10 protein-coding genes and 3 tRNA genes are annotated in these 16260 nt (G+C 41.1%); 1 reads left to right on the plus strand and 12 read right to left on the minus strand.

Translation table 11 applies throughout. The annotated features are described in order from the left end of the window. Positions 1 to 20: 20 nt before the first annotated feature. Together relA and rlmD are read right to left on the minus strand one after the other, a co-directional pair. A complete protein-coding gene (gene relA, locus CWC18_RS05225) occupies positions 21 to 2177 on the minus strand; it encodes a GTP diphosphokinase (protein ID WP_138590381.1) in 2157 nt (718 codons plus the stop codon). Positions 2178 to 2182: 5 nt separating this feature from the next. Beyond that, positions 2183 to 3496, minus strand: a complete 1314-nt coding sequence (gene rlmD, locus CWC18_RS05230) for a 23S rRNA (uracil(1939)-C(5))-methyltransferase RlmD (protein ID WP_138674861.1) — start codon at positions 3494 to 3496, stop codon at positions 2183 to 2185. A gap of 82 nt (positions 3497 to 3578) precedes the next feature. On the opposite strand from rlmD, the gene barA reads away from it, so the two are divergent. After that, positions 3579 to 6365 carry a two-component sensor histidine kinase BarA gene (gene barA / locus CWC18_RS05235; protein ID WP_138674862.1) on the plus strand — a complete coding sequence of 929 codons (2787 nt, stop codon included), beginning with the start codon at positions 3579 to 3581 and terminating at the stop codon, positions 6363 to 6365. Positions 6366 to 6431: 66 nt separating this feature from the next. On the opposite strand, the gene CWC18_RS05240 is transcribed toward barA, so the two are convergent. From CWC18_RS05240 to CWC18_RS05285, 10 genes are all read right to left on the minus strand, one after another. After that, positions 6432 to 6980: a YkvA family protein gene (locus tag CWC18_RS05240; protein ID WP_138590375.1), complete on the minus strand. Its 549-nt coding sequence runs from the start codon at positions 6978 to 6980 to the stop codon at positions 6432 to 6434. A 172-nt stretch (positions 6981 to 7152) separates the two neighbouring features. Next, positions 7153 to 9063 (minus strand): SurA N-terminal domain-containing protein, encoded by a 1911-nt coding sequence (locus CWC18_RS05245; RefSeq protein WP_138674863.1) that lies wholly within the window; start codon positions 9061 to 9063, stop codon positions 7153 to 7155. A gap of 167 nt (positions 9064 to 9230) precedes the next feature. Continuing rightward, positions 9231 to 9503, minus strand: a complete 273-nt coding sequence (hupB, locus tag CWC18_RS05250) for a nucleoid-associated protein HU-beta (RefSeq protein WP_010362222.1) — start codon at positions 9501 to 9503, stop codon at positions 9231 to 9233. 212 nt (positions 9504 to 9715) lie between these two features. Then, the gene (gene lon, locus CWC18_RS05255) at positions 9716 to 12073 is read right to left on the minus strand and encodes an endopeptidase La (protein ID WP_138593076.1); all 2358 of its coding nucleotides are present in this window, start codon (positions 12071 to 12073) and stop codon (positions 9716 to 9718) included. Positions 12074 to 12192: 119 nt separating this feature from the next. Next, positions 12193 to 13479: an ATP-dependent protease ATP-binding subunit ClpX gene (clpX, locus tag CWC18_RS05260; RefSeq protein WP_138593075.1), complete on the minus strand. Its 1287-nt coding sequence runs from the start codon at positions 13477 to 13479 to the stop codon at positions 12193 to 12195. A 121-nt stretch (positions 13480 to 13600) separates the two neighbouring features. Beyond that, on the minus strand, positions 13601 to 14218 hold the full coding sequence (gene clpP, locus CWC18_RS05265; protein ID WP_138593074.1) for an ATP-dependent Clp endopeptidase proteolytic subunit ClpP: 618 nt from the start codon (positions 14216 to 14218) through the stop codon (positions 13601 to 13603). A 153-nt stretch (positions 14219 to 14371) separates the two neighbouring features. Next, positions 14372 to 15676: a trigger factor gene (gene tig / locus CWC18_RS05270; RefSeq protein WP_138593073.1), complete on the minus strand. Its 1305-nt coding sequence runs from the start codon at positions 15674 to 15676 to the stop codon at positions 14372 to 14374. A 277-nt stretch (positions 15677 to 15953) separates the two neighbouring features. After that, positions 15954 to 16030, minus strand: a tRNA-Pro gene (locus tag CWC18_RS05275). Positions 16031 to 16057: 27 nt separating this feature from the next. Then, positions 16058 to 16134: transfer RNA gene (locus CWC18_RS05280), tRNA-Pro, on the minus strand. A gap of 21 nt (positions 16135 to 16155) precedes the next feature. After that, a tRNA-His gene (locus CWC18_RS05285) sits at positions 16156 to 16231 on the minus strand. Positions 16232 to 16260: the final 29 nt, after the last annotated feature.

The following is a 16260-nucleotide window of genomic DNA, read 5'->3' on the forward strand; positions in this document are numbered from 1 at the left end:
TCTTACTCATTAGTTCCAACTTAGTGCTGACGCTTGGCATCAAATACGCCATCGATTTGATGTAGCTTTGTCAACAATCGATTCATTGCCGACAAATCAGACACCTCTATTTTCATCTCAAAAATAGCCACATCACGTGCATCGTCAGTCTGTACATTCATATTCAAGACATTGGCTTTTTCATTTGCTAAAACCGAACTAATATCACGAATGAGCCCTTGCCTATCATTGGCTTCAATACGCACCGTAATGGTATACGCACCTTGAATATCAGTTGACCAACTTACCGCTATTTCTCGTTCTGGGTGCTGCTTACAAATATGAGAGAATGAATCACAGTCACTGCGGTGCACCGCGATGCCTCTCCCTTGAGTAATATAACCTACAATATCATCGCCAGGTACGGGCTGACAGCATTTAGCCACGTGACTCATCAAGCTTCCCACACCATCAACAACAATGCCATTTTTGTCACCCCGATGCTTACGAGGTGACGAGATTTTTACGGTTGCTTCCTCTTCTGGTTTATCAATTATAAAGTTCAAGAACTGATTAATGCGTACATCACCAGCACCAATTGCGACCATCAAGTCATCAAGTACTTTAAAATTAAACCGTGCTATGGCCGGTTCCAAATGTTTATAGGTCAAGCCAAGCTTGTGTAATTGCACATCTAAAATTTCTTTGCCAGCGGCTAAGTTTTTGTCTCTGTCTTGTTGCTTAAACCAGTGATGAATTTTGCTACGTGCACGTGAAGAGTGGATATAACCCAGCGACGGATTTAACCAGTCCCGACTCGGAGATGCATTTTTTTGAGTTAATATTTCGACCTGATCACCCGTTACCAATTTATGCGTGAACGGCACAATTTTGCCAAATACTTTAGCACCAATACACCGGTGTCCAACGTTAGAGTGAATGTAGTATGCAAAATCTAACGGAGTCGCACCCAGCGGAAGATCGAATATGTCGCCCTTTGGTGTAAACACATAAACTCGGTCTTCTACAACTTGGTTTTTAAGCTCGTCTGCGAGGTCACTGCCATCAACCACTTCCTCTTGCCATTGCAGGAGTTTTCTCAGCCAGCTAATTTTTTGTTCGTACCCAGAGCCACGTCCAGGCAATGCGCCTTCTTTATACATCCAATGTGCTGCAACTCCGAGTTCTGCATCTTGGTGCATTTCTTCAGTGCGAATTTGAATCTCAATGGTTTTACCCTGCGGACCAAACACAACGGTATGAATAGATTGATAGCCATTTTGTTTTGGTGTCGCCACATAATCATCAAACTCTTTCGGCAAGTGTCGCCAATTGGTATGCACAATCCCTAAAGCTGCATAACAATCTTGCAGCTCATCTACCACCACACGCATGGCACGAATATCAAACAATTGGTCGAACTCGTAACTCTTTTGCGACATTTTTTTATAAATACTAAAAATATGCTTCGGGCGACCATATACTTGCGCTTTCACACCCGCATCAACCAATTTAGTAGTGACTGACTGCACCATGTTTTCCATATAGGCTTCGCGGTCTAACCGCTTATCCGCTAATTGCTTGGCTATGGTTTTATATGTTTTCGGGTGTAAATAACGAAACGATAGGTCTTCTAGTTCCCACTTGAGCTGACCTATGCCTAATCGATTTGCCAACGGGGCAAATATATTTGCCGTTGCTTTAGCAGCAATGACACGCTCTTCTTCATCAGCATTTTTAACAGCGCGTAAATGACAAATTTGTTCTGCTAATTTGATCACCACAGCACGAACATCTTCAACCATGGCTAGCAGCATTCGGCGAACATTATCAATTTGTACATTTCCCTTGCCTTGATGCGCAAGCGTGCTGATCGTCGCCATTTGTTCAACGCCCGTTAATAATAACGACACGTTATCACCCAGCTCTTGCTGTATCTTTTCTTGCTCAATCTGTTGATTCAAAAAATAAGGAGTCAAATACGCTGTCGCCAATGACTCTGCATCAAAGTTTAACTCAGCCAGAATTTCAACCATTTCAATGGCATTATTTAGCATTGTCGCATCAAGTTCAGCTGGGCATAAATCATGTGCACGTTCTAAATATGCCAATTTATCTGACGGTAAATCAAGCTGCGCCAGCCGTGTCGAAAAATCATCCGACTGCTGCTGTTGATGTGATTGGCGAGTTGCGACCATCTTCTCTATCTCCTTTGGAACAACACCATTGTTTCTATATGTCCTGTATGCGGAAACATATTCATCAGCCCTATCTTAATCAGTGAAAAGCCAGCATCTAATAATAACTTACTATCTCGCGCCAAAGTAACAGGATCGCATGACACGTAAAGCACTTTGTTAAATTGTGCTAAAGGTATTTGCTTTAGTATCTCGAATGCACCAGTACGTGAAGGATCTAATACTAATAGCTTAGCCTCAGTGTTAAACCAGTTAGCTTGAGTCATATCTTGCGTTAGATCAAAACAATGAAATTCAGCATTTTCTATTTGATTAGTGTGCGCATTTTGTTTAGCCATTGCAACAGAAGAAGCCGAACCTTCGACACCAATTACACGAGTTGCTTGTTTTGCGAACAATAATGAAAAGTTTCCTATACCACAAAATAAATCAAGAACAATGTCACCTTCAGATAATGTCAACCAATCCGATGCTTGTGCCAACATAGCTGCATTGACAGGCGCATTAACTTGAACAAAATTGTCCAGTGTAAATTCAAAACGCACCTCCCCAACACTGTAATGCGGTAACACTGCAAGTTCTGAGTGCCCTACCCCATTATCCCAGATTAAGTGCCATCCAAGTGCTTTTCCCTGTTCAGCCAAATAATTTTTGTCACTGTCAGAAATAGCTTTGGTATGGCGAAGTAATACAAATTGACCATTATCTGCATCACACAGCTGAATATGTGTAATCGTACGAAACCCTGAACGACTGCTCAAAAGTTGTCGCAACTGTATAAACACATCATGAAAATGGCTCGACAACACCTGACACTCGGCAATTTCCACTATTTTTTTGCTTCTGAAGCCTCTGAAACCCAACTTCAATGACTGAGTAGTTTTATCATAAAAGCTGGCGATACGCGCACTTCTTCGGTAATGTGTCGAGTCACTTTCAATGGCACTTTGCCAATTTAACGCTACTTGCTGCGTAAACTTTTGAAATAATTTCTCAACAGCCTGCTGTTTATGTTGCAACTGCGCAGATAACGCCAAATGTTGCATTTGGCAGCCACCACACACATCATTATGCTGGCAAAATGGTACTACCCGCTCGTCACTAGGCGTAATCACTTTCAGCATTCTGGCTTCAAAAAACTTTGCTTTGTTGTTTGTGATTTGCGCCTTGATTTGTTCATTGGCGAGTGCACCATCAACAAAGCACACCTTCCCTTGATAACTGGCGACACCACGACCTTGATGATCGAGTGAATGTATTTTAACCTCAATGGCTTGTTTATCAACCACCCTTTTTTTAGCTCGAAAGATCTGTGCCATAACATTGCCCCTTAAACGTTGCTAATCAGCGCTGAAATAGATAATCTAAAGCCAAAATAATTACAGCGGTTAACTGCCACCTATGACCAAACTTAGCCTGCGTGACAGCATACTTGTACTTACTTTGATCCCAACGGTACTGATCGGCTTAATCTTAGGAGGCTATTTTACAGTAAATCGTTACGTTGAGCTTGAACAAATTCTCAATCAACAAGGCAGCAGCATATCCGAACCCCTTGCAATCGCTACTGAACATACCATCATTTCGCAAGACCGCGTAAATTTACACCGCATTTTAAGCACAGCACATAATAAACATGCACCATTGGTAAAAAGTATTTCAGTCTTTGACCAAGATAATCAATTACTCTTAACTAGCAACTTTCATGAAAAATTTAATAAATTACATTACTTTGGTGATATCAGTCAGCTGCACAAAACAGAAATGATCAAACTGACCGATACCTTTGTTTTTTATACGCCTATAAAACAATTAACTGAACATTCGGAGGAATGGCATAAAACGCACCCTGAAACACTCGCTATTCTTGCTGTTGAAATAAGCCAGGATCAAGCGTTAATATCGCAACAACAATCACTGATCCTAAGTAGCAGTATCATATTAATCGCCATATTACTGAGCGCCTTGCTCTCTTTGCGCGTGAGTAGAATGTTTACCATGCCTTTATCAAACTTGCTACTAGCGACAGACAAGCTAGTAGAAGGTAAACGTGACATTGGCATACAACATACCATGCAAGGTGAATTTGAATTGCTGCGACAAGGCCTAAATACAATCAATAATAAGATGACAGGTCAGCGTGATGAAATGCAAAAGCATATTGATCAGGCAACCAGTGACTACCGAGAAACACTTGAGCAATACGAGACTCAAAATATTCAGTTAAATATTGCAAAAAAAGAGGCGCAAGACGCAAACCGAGTTAAATCGGATTTTTTAGCCAAAATGAGTCATGAGCTACGCACGCCACTAAACGGTGTAATTGGATTCACGCGCCAGCTATATAAAACCCCCTTAAACAAACATCAGAAAGATTACCTAGATACCATAGAGCTATCTGCAAATAGTCTGTTAACAATCATCAGTGACATTTTAGATTTTTCTAAATTAGAAGCGGGTGCAATGGAACTAGAAAATATTCAGTTTCAGCTCAGGGACGCTGTCAACGAAGTCATGACATTGCTTGCACCCAGTGCCCACGATAAGCAACTCGAGTTATCTATTTCAATCAATCGCCAAGTACCTGACAATTTGGTGGGGGACCCTACAAGACTTAAACAAGTGCTTATCAATTTGATAAGTAATGCGATTAAATTTACTGAGCAAGGGTCGGTCAAAGTCGATATCAGCCATCGCCTACTTAACGATACCCACGCTTCTTTATTGGTCTCAGTGAGTGATACCGGTGTGGGTATTGCAATGGACAAGCAAGATGCATTATTCACCCCTTTCGCCCAAGCAGACTCAAGTATCACACGTAAATTTGGCGGTACAGGCTTAGGCCTAATCATTACCAAGCACATTGTAGAAGCAATGAAAGGGCGCATCACACTCAACTCAGCTTCAGGCAGTGGTACGTGCTTTACATTTAACGCCGTTTTTGAGTTACCTAATCGCCTATATAATGATGATTTACCGTGTGGCTCGCTGCATAATAAACGTGTTTTGTACTTTGAACCACAAGAGCATACCCATTATGCTGTCGTTGCACAGCTACATGAATGGGAGATGCAAGTAACCGCCTGTCAAACTGAAGACGATTTCTTAGCCGCATTAACTCAGGACTTCAACTTTGATGTATGCTTGATAGGTAATATGGCAAGCGTTGAGCAAATGCAAACTGTAAAAAGCTATATTAGCAAGGCGAGAGAGTCAGCCGATTATTTGTATCTGATGCTCAATTCTATTTCACACAACATGCGTGAGTCACTTACAGGCAGTGGCGCTGATGCTTGTTTAAGTAAACCACTCAATCACAGAAAGTTATGTGAGATCCTTGCAGCACCCTACCGCCTAGATCACCCAAGTATTGGCGTGGAAGAAAACAGAGAACAAATACTGCCATTAAAAGCCTTAATTGCCGATGATAATGATGCCAACCTTAAGTTGCTTTCAACTTTATTATCAGAACAAATCGAATCGATTGATACGGCACACAATGGCGCTCAAGCGGTTGGGCTATGTAAAACACACAAATATGATTTGATCTTCATGGATATACAAATGCCCATAATGGACGGGATCACGGCATGTAAAACCATCAGAGAGGCCTCTTTAAATGAAGACACGCCTATCATAGCAGTGACAGCACATGCACTCGCGGGTGAAAAGAATCAACTACTCAAAGATGGCTTTAGTGGTTACCTTACAAAACCTATTGATGAAGATATGCTTAAGCAAACCATATGCGACCATGGAGAAACCTCTCCTATTATTGCACCACGCGCAAAAGCGACCAAGCAACTCACTGATACACCATTTAAAAGCAACTTACTCGATTGGCCTTTGGCGTTGCAGCATGCGGGAGGGAAACCTGACTTAGCCATTGAGATGTTGAATATGCTATTAAACAGCTTGGATGAAACAATAGATAGTATTCAAAAAGCACAGCAAAAACAGGATACCGAACTGCTCTTGAGTGTAATACACAAGTTTCATGGAGCCTGTTGCTATACCGGTGTCCCTAAACTCAAAAAGCTTGCTGAAGCGTTAGAGACTTCTCTGAAAAAACAATCCCCTCTCGCAGAGATAGAGCCTGAGTTATTCGAACTTATCGATGAACTACGAAATCTAAAGTATGATTCACAAGACAATAATCAGTCACTTAATCAAGTTAGCCTCACATAAAATATCTATCTAAGAATTGTAGCTTTACCCAGGTATAAAGGTAAAGCTACGTATGAATGAATACACTTACATTATACGAGATAATAATCGTGGTTTGGCTGATTTTCGATTACGTCGCATAGAAGCTCTAAGCTGTGTACGCGTTCCTTCAAGCCAGCTTTCTCTATCAACTTTAGCGTTGTCACCACGACGTGCCTCTTCCGTGGCTCTGAAACTACAAAATTCTCTATAAGCTTTTAAATCTAATGATAGGTCTTGTAGTACCAATTCAATCATGATTGCATCATCAATATACCCTAACCCTGGAATATGATCTGGCACCACATCTTCCGGCTCGCTAAAATAGGCTAATGATAAAATAATGGCTTGCTTCTCTTCTTCAGGAACTTGCCACTCAGCATCTTGCACTGCATCAATTAACAAAGCGAGTGATGTCATACGAGTCCGAACAAACTCAGGTAACTCTGCTTGTTCCATTTCCAATACAAGCGCACGCGCTTTCCGAATTACTTCTTGTTCATCTGCGTGACTACTTTTCGCAATCACATTTTGCATCATAGTTCTAAAATGTGCTAAATCAGCATCAGATAACTCAAAACTAATTTCTATAGGCATAATATTTCCCTGATTCCATTTTATTCTTATCAATCTCTAGCAACGGTTCGCTGCCAACTTACACTATGCCATTAATCGACATAATATTAAATCCTACACAATGATTAACTGCTAAGATTTACAAACAAAAAAGGCATCATTACGATGCCTTTTCTCATAGTAGCAGTTTAATTTAATTTTGCTCAGAAACTTGTATTTGCGGACGCACCACTTCAGCTTTAACTTCTAGTGCAGTAACAAACGCCAAATAATTTCTGTTTATTTGAGAGTTTGTAATACTTTGCTTTTGCTGCTCATCTAAATCAACCGTTGGTGCTGCGCTATTAACACGGTTTAATTGAACGAGTGCCGCATCACCGTTATTTAACTCAACAACCGCAACTTCAGATTTGCCTTCAACTGGGTGGGGTAATTTGAAGGCCTCATTTAAAATTGCCGGCGCTACAGAGTATGTTTGACGTGCAAGTGCATCTTCTGAGCTCACTTCAACCCCTTCTGTCGTTGCAATCTCTGTAAGTGATTTGCCAGTCTGTAATTCAGCGAATAAAGTTTGCGCGTGCTCATTCACAAGTACTGACGCTTGCTCATTAATTAGACTAGTTTCAATTTGTGCTTTTACATCGTCAAATGGTTTAGTCGCTGCTGGCGTATAATCTAATACTCGTACAACAATAATATGCTCGCTTCCTACCTCTAAGACTTCAGAGTTGACACGATCTTCAAGTAACTCTGGCGTAAATACCACATTGCTAACAGCAGGAGTATTTAATGGAGCTGGTAAAGCCAAACGGCTGATAAGACCCGTTGATTTAAGCTCTACACCCGCCGCTAAAGCAGCATCTTCTAAAGAGTCTGACATTTCAAATGCTAACTCGGCAATCTCTGTTTGCTTTTGGTAAAATGCATCTATTTTAGCATTTTTTTCCAGTTCGGCGCGCAACTCAACCTTTACTTCATCAAAGGCTTGTACTTGTTCACGTTCAATATCTGTTAACTTAATAATATGATAACCGAACTCTGACGCAACAACGCCTGAAATATCACCGACATTTTCAAGTGCAAACGCTGCTGATTCAAACTCAGGCTCCATCATGTCTAGCTCGATCCAGTCTAGGTCACCACCAAGTTCTGCACTGACAATATCATCAGATTCTGTCTTAGCAAGTTCAGAAAAATCTGCACCTTCGCGTAATTTTGCCAGTAATATCTGAGCCTCAGCATTCGCTGCCGCATCATCTTCGTTATTCTCTATAAGAATATGAGATACACGACGCTTTTCAGGTTCTAAATACTGTATTTTACTTTCTTCATAGTATGCAAGTACATCCGCGTCTGTCACAGCGACTTCAGGGTCAACATTCTCAGCATTCAATTCTAAATACTGCACCGACACTTGCTCTGTAGATTGATATTTATCTTGGTTTAATTCATAGTAATTGATAACCGCATCATCTTCGAGCGTCACTTGTGCTTTCATTTTGTCTTTACCAAGCACAATATAATCCAGAGCACGAGTTTGCTGCTGTAATGCAACGGTGTTACTTAATTCATTTGATAGCACAAACTCAGTACCAGCCACCGCAGACACAAGCTGTGAACGAGTCATCTCTTCTCGTAAGTATTCACGAAATGAGTCTGGTTGGAAGTTCATTTGTCTGATCACTTGTAAATAACGATCATTACTAAACTCGCCACCTAGTTGAAAATATGGCATTTCAACAATGGCTTTTTTAATCTGCTCATCACTGACTCGTAACCCGAGTTCAGTTGCAAGCTGATTTTGTAGTTCTTGCTGTACTAGCCTATCAACAACCCCTTTTCGTATTTGGGCCATGTAAGTCGGGTCTGATGAAATTTGCGCAAAATACTCACCAAATTGTTGCTCTAACCGAGCCCGTTCATTTTGATACGCCCTTGCAAAATCTGTCTGGCTAATTTTGATTCCATTGACTTCTGCAACAGGTTGCTCTGTGGTTTGACCTAGGTAACCACCGATCCCTGCTAACGCAAAAGACAAGATAACTGCACCAAGAATTATTTTGGCAACTGGGCCTTGTGAGCCCTCTCTAATCTTTTCAAGCATTTGTTCTTTCTCTTATCTAAGCCAAAGCACATAAGCGCTTTAGAAATTTCTTGCTAATGTAAAAAAAGCGTATCTTATCAGATACGCTTTTTTTCTTGAAGCAACACACGGCTTTGAAATGCAAATAGTGTGAAACAGTGTAAAACCGCGCTAACAATCCAAATGGATTAGTTTACTGCATCTTTTAACGCTTTACCCGCTTTGAAAGAGGGGATATTCGCTGCTGCAATTTGGATAGTCTCACCAGTTTGTGGGTTACGACCAGAGCGTGCTGCACGTTCACGTACAGAAAAAGTACCAAAGCCAACCAGTGCCACCGAGTCGCCGTCTTTTAATGCGCCCGTTACAGATTCAATGAATGAATCTAGTGCACGACCTGCAGCCGCTTTAGAAATATCAGCATCAGCTGCGATATGATCGATTAATTGAGATTTATTCACAATATCATCCTCTTACATTGTTATTATCAAAAACGAGAGCCGACTTTGATAACTACCACTTTTATTATTCATACTAGAGATATCACAGCGATTCTCTAATTCGTAATCTTGCTCAAACCTAGGCTACATAAGGCCTAGGCTTTAACCAGTGCCTAAGTTAACACACCTTTTAGATTTGAAAACCCTTTTACAGCACTTTTTTTGATTTTTTCTTACTTTTTCGAGTTTTCTACAGAAAAACTCTCAACAGGGTTAGCCAAAGCCAATGACAGTACATCATCAATCCAAGTAACAGGGTGGATCTCTAAGCCTTCCCTAACATTGTCAGGTATTTCTTTTAAGTCACGCTCATTAATTTTTGGAATAATCACTGTCTTGATCCCACCTCGGTGTGCAGCCAATAGCTTTTCTTTTAAACCGCCGATAGGCAATACTTCACCGCGTAGTGTAATTTCCCCCGTCATTGCTACATCTGAGCGTACAGGGTTTCCAGTGAGACTTGAAACCAACGAAGTCACCATCGCAATACCCGCACTAGGCCCATCTTTTGGTGTAGCGCCTTCAGGAACATGTACATGAACATCGCGCTTTTCGTAAAAGTCTGCATTAATACGCAATTTCTCAGCTCTGTTACGCACCACTGTCATAGCAGCCTGAATAGACTCTTGCATAACATCACCCAAAGAACCGGTAAAGGTTAACTTGCCTTTGCCTGGCACAGCCGCACATTCGATAGTCAGTAAATCACCGCCCACTTCAGTCCACGCTAAGCCCGTTACTTGACCAATCCTATCGCCATCTTCTGCTTTACCGTAATCGAAACGTTGCACACCTAAGAAAGCTTCTAAGTTGTCTTGGTTTATGACCACTTTTTTCGTTTCTTTATCTAGTAAAATTTCTTTCACAGCTTTGCGACATAGTTTAGAAATCTCACGCTCTAGATTACGCACACCCGCCTCACGCGTATAATAACGAATAATCCCAATAATGGCGCTGTCTTCAATATCTACTTCATTCGCTTTTAATCCATTACGCTTAACTTGTTTAGGGATTAAATGCTGAATAGAGATGTTCAATTTTTCATCTTCGGTATAACCCGATAGCCTAATGACTTCCATTCTATCCAGTAATGGGCCAGGAATATTAAAACTATTTGATGTTGCTACAAACATCACATCAGATAAGTCATAATCGACTTCTAGGTAATGATCGGCAAAATTACTATTTTGCTCAGGATCTAGCACTTCTAATAATGCTGAAGCCGGATCACCACGCATATCAGATGACATCTTATCAATCTCATCCAATAAGAACAGCGGGTTTTTAACGCCAACTTTACTCATACTTTGAATAAGTTTGCCTGGCATAGAACCAATATATGTGCGCCTGTGACCACGTATTTCAGCTTCGTCACGAACACCGCCAAGTGCCATTCTCACATATTTTCGGCCTGTAGAACGTGCTATAGATTGCCCTAAGCTAGTTTTACCTACGCCTGGAGGACCTACTAAACACAATATTGGGCCTTTAAGTTTATTGATTCTTTGTTGAACGGCAAGATACTCAATAATGCGTTCTTTGACTTTTTCTAAGCCATAGTGGTCAGCATCTAGAATCTTTTGCGCACCAGCCAAGTCTTTCTTAACTTTAGAGCGCTTTTTCCACGGCACATTAATCATGGTATCAATGTATGAACGGACAACCGTCGCTTCAGCAGACATCGGTGACATCATTTTTAGCTTGTTCAACTCAGAAGTGGCCTTTTCTTGCGCTTCTTCTGGCATTTGTGCTTCACTGATGCGTTTTTTCAAAGCTTCAAACTCATCTGGTACGTCATCAAGCTCGCCGAGCTCTTTCTGAATGGCCTTCATTTGCTCATTCAAATAATACTCTCGCTGAGATTTTTCCATCTGTTTTTTAACACGTGAACGGATTTTTTTCTCAACCTGTAATAGGTCGATTTCACCCTCCATCAATGCCATTAAATACTCTAAGCGCTCAGTAACACTACCAAGTTCAAGTACTTTTTGTTTTTCTGGTACCTTGATTGGCATATGAGCAGCCATTGTATCGGCCAGACGCGCCGCCTCATCAATGCCAGATACTGATGTCAGTACTTCAGGTGGTATTTTTTTATTTAGTTTTACATACCCTTCGAATTGACTGACCGCACTACGGATAAATATATCTTGTTCTTGTTCTTCTATATCCTGCGATTCAATAAATTGTGCATGAGCTAAAAAGTATTCGTCTGAGACTATGAATTCGTCTATCTTTGCACGCTGCGTACCTTCGACCAGAACTTTCACTGTACCGTCAGGTAACTTTAATAACTGTAAAACTGTCGCAATCGTACCTACATCATAAATCTCATCTGTACTTGGGTCATCAACAGACGCATCTTTTTGTGCAACTAAAAATATTTGTTTATCATTTTCCATTGCCGCTTCTAAGCATTTTATCGACTTTTCTCGACCGACAAACAATGGGATCACCATATGTGGATATACAACGACATCTCGCAGCGCCAACACAGGGATTTCTACTCGATCCGTTCTCTCAAGCGTCATTTGATTCTCTTCGCAATTCGTTATTTTAATAATAGATAGCTATATGGGGATAGTTACCATAAAGTTCAATATGTTGATAAAAAAAGGAGCACTAGGCTCCTTTTTTTTAAAAAGTAGTATTATTCTGAGACAGCTTTATCTTGGCCACTATTTTCATAAATCAATATCGGATCTGACTCACCTTTGATGACCGTTTCATCAACAACAACTTTACTAACATTGTCGATTGACGGCAGCTCATACATCGTATTAAGCAATACAGCTTCAACAATTGAACGTAAACCACGTGCTCCAGTCTTTCGCTCCATTGCTTTGTGTGCAATCGCCTTGAGTGCGTCTTCACGAAACTCTAAGTCAACATCTTCCATTTGGAATAATGTAGCAAACTGCTTCGTCAATGCATTTTTAGGTTCATTCAAGATTTGAATTAAGGCCTCTTCGTCAAGCTCTGTAAGCGTTGCAACAACTGGCAAACGACCAATGAATTCAGGGATCAAACCATACTTAACCAAATCTTCAGGTTCAACATCTTTAAACGTCTCACTCAACGAGCGCGATGAATCTGCCGATTTTACTTGTGCACCAAAACCGATACTCGCGTTTTTATGGCTACGTTGCTCAATCACTTTATCTAGGCCAGCAAATGCTCCACCACAGATAAACAAGATCTTCGAGGTATCAACTTGCAGAAACTCTTGTTGAGGATGTTTACGTCCTCCTTGTGGCGGAACAGATGCGACGGTCCCTTCTATTAGTTTGAGCAATGCTTGTTGTACACCTTCACCAGACACATCTCTTGTGATAGACGGGTTATCTGATTTTCGAGAAATTTTGTCAATCTCGTCAATATACACAATGCCACGCTGTGCTTTCTCAACGTCGTAGTCACATTTTTGCAACAGCTTTTGAATGATATTCTCAACGTCTTCACCAACGTAACCAGCTTCGGTCAATGTTGTCGCGTCAGCCATCGTGAAAGGTACATCAAGTAATCTAGCCAATGTTTCGGCCAGTAATGTTTTACCACTACCCGTAGGTCCGATCAAAAGAATGTTACTTTTACTCAACTCAACATCTGTTTTGTTTAAGCCCTGATTCTTAAGACGTTTATAATGATTATATACTGCAACAGACAACACTTTTTTGGCGTGTTCTTGACCAATAACATAATCATCTAGATGATTACGAATTTCTTTTGGTACCGGTAATTTATCTGCTGCGTCATGTTTTGGCGCAATATCTTTAATTTCTTCACGAATAATGTCGTTACACAGATCAACGCATTCATCACAAATATACACAGAAGGTCCCGCAATTAATTTGCGCACTTCATGTTGGCTCTTACCACAAAACGAACAGTATAAGAGTTTATTACTTTTGTCGCCGTCTGTTGGAGTGTCGGACATTCAGCTACCTCATTTTCTATTAGTCATCTCGATAGACAACCATCTACAATGTCTTCACTATACCAAATATTTTTCAACTTGACATAGTCGGGAATGCGATAACATGGCATTCCCTAATTCTTTACTTAAGTTCTCTACGTGTGTGCACTGCATCAATCAAACCGTACTCTAATGCTTCATGCGCACTCATGAAATTATCTCTGTCAGTATCACCTGCCAATACTTCATAAGGCTGGCCTGTGTGTTCCGCCATCAGCCTATTTAGCTTTTCTTTAATAGACAGGATTTCTTTCGCATGAATTTCAAAATCAGACGCCTGACCTTGGAACCCACCTAATGGTTGATGGATCATCACCCGAGAATTAGGCAAACAATAGCGCTTGCCTTTTGCACCGCCTGACAGCAAGAATGCTCCCATGCTTGCTGCTTGACCAACGCATACAGTGCTCACATCTGGTTTAATAAAGTTCATCGTATCATATATCGACATTCCCGCAGTCACAGAACCGCCGGGTGAGTTGATATACAAGAAAATATCTTTATCAGGGCTCTCTGATTCCAAGAACAATAGTTGAGCAACAATCAGATTAGCCATTTGATCTTCAACTTGTCCAGTTAAGAAAATAATACGTTCTTTTAACAAACGTGAGAATATATCAAAAGAGCGCTCGCCTTTAGCTGTTTGCTCAACAACCATAGGTACTAATGCATTGAAAGGATCGATCATACCGTCGTTCATATTTTTCATTCCTTATGCGCAGCGATACTTTGGATAGTGCTGCGAATTGATTGGTCTGGGTAGCCTATAAACTAAAAAGGCTCGGACACGCTGCAATTTTGCAGAACGTCTCGAGCCATTAAATCGTTAGCTTAGCGTTAAGTCAATGACTTATTACGCACCTTGCTGAGGATTCATAATGTCATCGAATGCTTTTTCAACGTCAGTAACAGACGCAGCGGCTAAAATTGACTCTACTGCTTGCTCTTCCATTGCTACGTTACGCATTTGTTGCATCATTTGTTCGTTGCCTTTGTAATAAGCAACAACTTCTGTCGGATCTTCGTATGCAGAAGCAACTGTTGTAATGAGTTCTTCAACTTTTGCGTCGTCTACTTTGATCTCGTTTGCTTTAATAACTTCACCTAGTAATAGGCCAGTTTTAACACGTGTTACCGCTTGCTCGTGGAACAATTCAGCTGGTAGTTCAGGCATATTTTGTGCGTTGCCACCAAAACGTTGTGCCGCTTGCTGACGCAGTGCATCAATTTCTTGATCTACGAGTGCTTTTGGAACGTCTGTTTCGTTGTGCTCAAGAAGGCCTTTGATCGCTTGATCTTTCACATTAGCTTTAACAGCTTGAGAAAGTTCACGCGTCATGTTTTTCTTCACTTCTTCTTTTAGTGCATCAACACCACCTTCAGCAACACCAAATTTCACTGAAAACTCATCATTAAGCTCTGGAAGTTCTTGAACTTCTACTTTCTTAACAGTGATAGTGAACTGTGCAGGCTTACCTTTTAGGTTTTCTGCATGGTATTCTTCAGGGAATGTTACGTCAGCAACAACTTCTTCGCCTGCTTTTTTACCAATGATGTTGTCTTCGAAACCTGGGATCATACGACCTTGTCCAAGCTCTAGTGGGAAGTCTTCTGCCTTTCCACCTTCAAATACTTCACCATCTACAGTACCAACGAAATCAACTGTTACACGATCATTTTCGCCTGCAGCCGCATCACTTTCAGCCCAATCAGCATGTTGCTTACGAAGCGTTTCTAGCATGTTTGCTAAATCTGCGTCAGTCACGTCAACTACTGGCTTTTCAACAGTGATTTTATCTAGGTCTTTAATCGCTACTTCTGGGTATACTTCAAATGTTGCGTCGAATTCTAGATCTTTACCAGCTTCTAAAGACTTAGGTGCAAAAGTCGGTGCACCTGCTGGGTTAATTTTTTCTGCAACAATAGCATCAATATAATTACGTTGCATGATATCGCCTGCAACTTCTTGACGAACTGCAGCACCGAAACGCTTAGTGATCACAGACACTGGTACTTTACCAGGACGGAAACCGTCGATACGCTGAGTTTTTGACAGTTGTTGTAAGCGTTTTTTAACTTCAGTCTCAACGTTCTCTGCAGGAACGGTGATAGTCAGACGGCGCTCAAGGCCTTGAGTCGTCTCAACAGAAACTTGCATGATTTACCTCAATCTTCAATTTTGGGCGACAACGCGCCTTCCTTACAAACAAGAAATGCACTCTGCCAAAATTAAGCTCAAAGCGAAACTTCGCTCAAAGGCTAATTACAGGAGTGATTCTTGCTGCCTGCCCTTACTGGGCGCTATGTTTAATAATAGACGCGGCATTATAACCTATAAAATTCGATAGTCGAGTGATGAAAAGAAATTAATGAGGAATAAAGAATTAAGTGGTTAAAATATGATTAAATAAGATGAGAAAAAATAGGAATAGAATTGGTCGGCGATGCAGGATTTGAACCTGCGACCCCTTGGACCCAAACCAAGTGCGCTACCAAACTGCGCTAATCGCCGATAATATAAAGCATGAATTTTGAAAAGTGGTCGGCGATGCAGGATTTGAACCTGCGACCCCTTGGACCCAAACCAAGTGCGCTACCAAACTGCGCTAATCGCCGACTTTATATTCTCAATGTAGATGGGGCGACTGATGGGGCTCGAACCCACGACAACCGGAATCACAATCCAGGGCTCTACCAACTGAGCTACAGCCGCCACTACATAGAGTCTTACAAATTTTAAAA

The sequence above is a fragment of the Pseudoalteromonas aurantia genome (assembly GCF_005886875.1).
Classification (GTDB): domain Bacteria; phylum Pseudomonadota; class Gammaproteobacteria; order Enterobacterales; family Alteromonadaceae; genus Pseudoalteromonas; species Pseudoalteromonas aurantia_A.

Excerpts from the sequence above, each read along its gene's own strand:
- relA (WP_138590381.1), bottom strand. The coding sequence starts at position 2,177 with ATGGTCGCAACTCGCCAATCACATCAACAGCAGCAGTCGGATGATTTT.
- rlmD (WP_138674861.1), bottom strand. The coding sequence starts at position 3,496 with ATGGCACAGATCTTTCGAGCTAAAAAAAGGGTGGTTGATAAACAAGCC.
- barA (WP_138674862.1), top strand. The coding sequence starts at position 3,579 with ATGACCAAACTTAGCCTGCGTGACAGCATACTTGTACTTACTTTGATC.
- CWC18_RS05240 (WP_138590375.1), bottom strand. The coding sequence starts at position 6,980 with ATGCCTATAGAAATTAGTTTTGAGTTATCTGATGCTGATTTAGCACAT.
- CWC18_RS05245 (WP_138674863.1), bottom strand. The coding sequence starts at position 9,063 with ATGCTTGAAAAGATTAGAGAGGGCTCACAAGGCCCAGTTGCCAAAATA.
- lon (WP_138593076.1), bottom strand. The coding sequence starts at position 12,073 with ATGACGCTTGAGAGAACGGATCGAGTAGAAATCCCTGTGTTGGCGCTG.
- clpX (WP_138593075.1), bottom strand. The coding sequence starts at position 13,479 with ATGTCCGACACTCCAACAGACGGCGACAAAAGTAATAAACTCTTATAC.
- clpP (WP_138593074.1), bottom strand. The coding sequence starts at position 14,218 with ATGAACGACGGTATGATCGATCCTTTCAATGCATTAGTACCTATGGTT.
- tig (WP_138593073.1), bottom strand. The coding sequence starts at position 15,676 with ATGCAAGTTTCTGTTGAGACGACTCAAGGCCTTGAGCGCCGTCTGACT.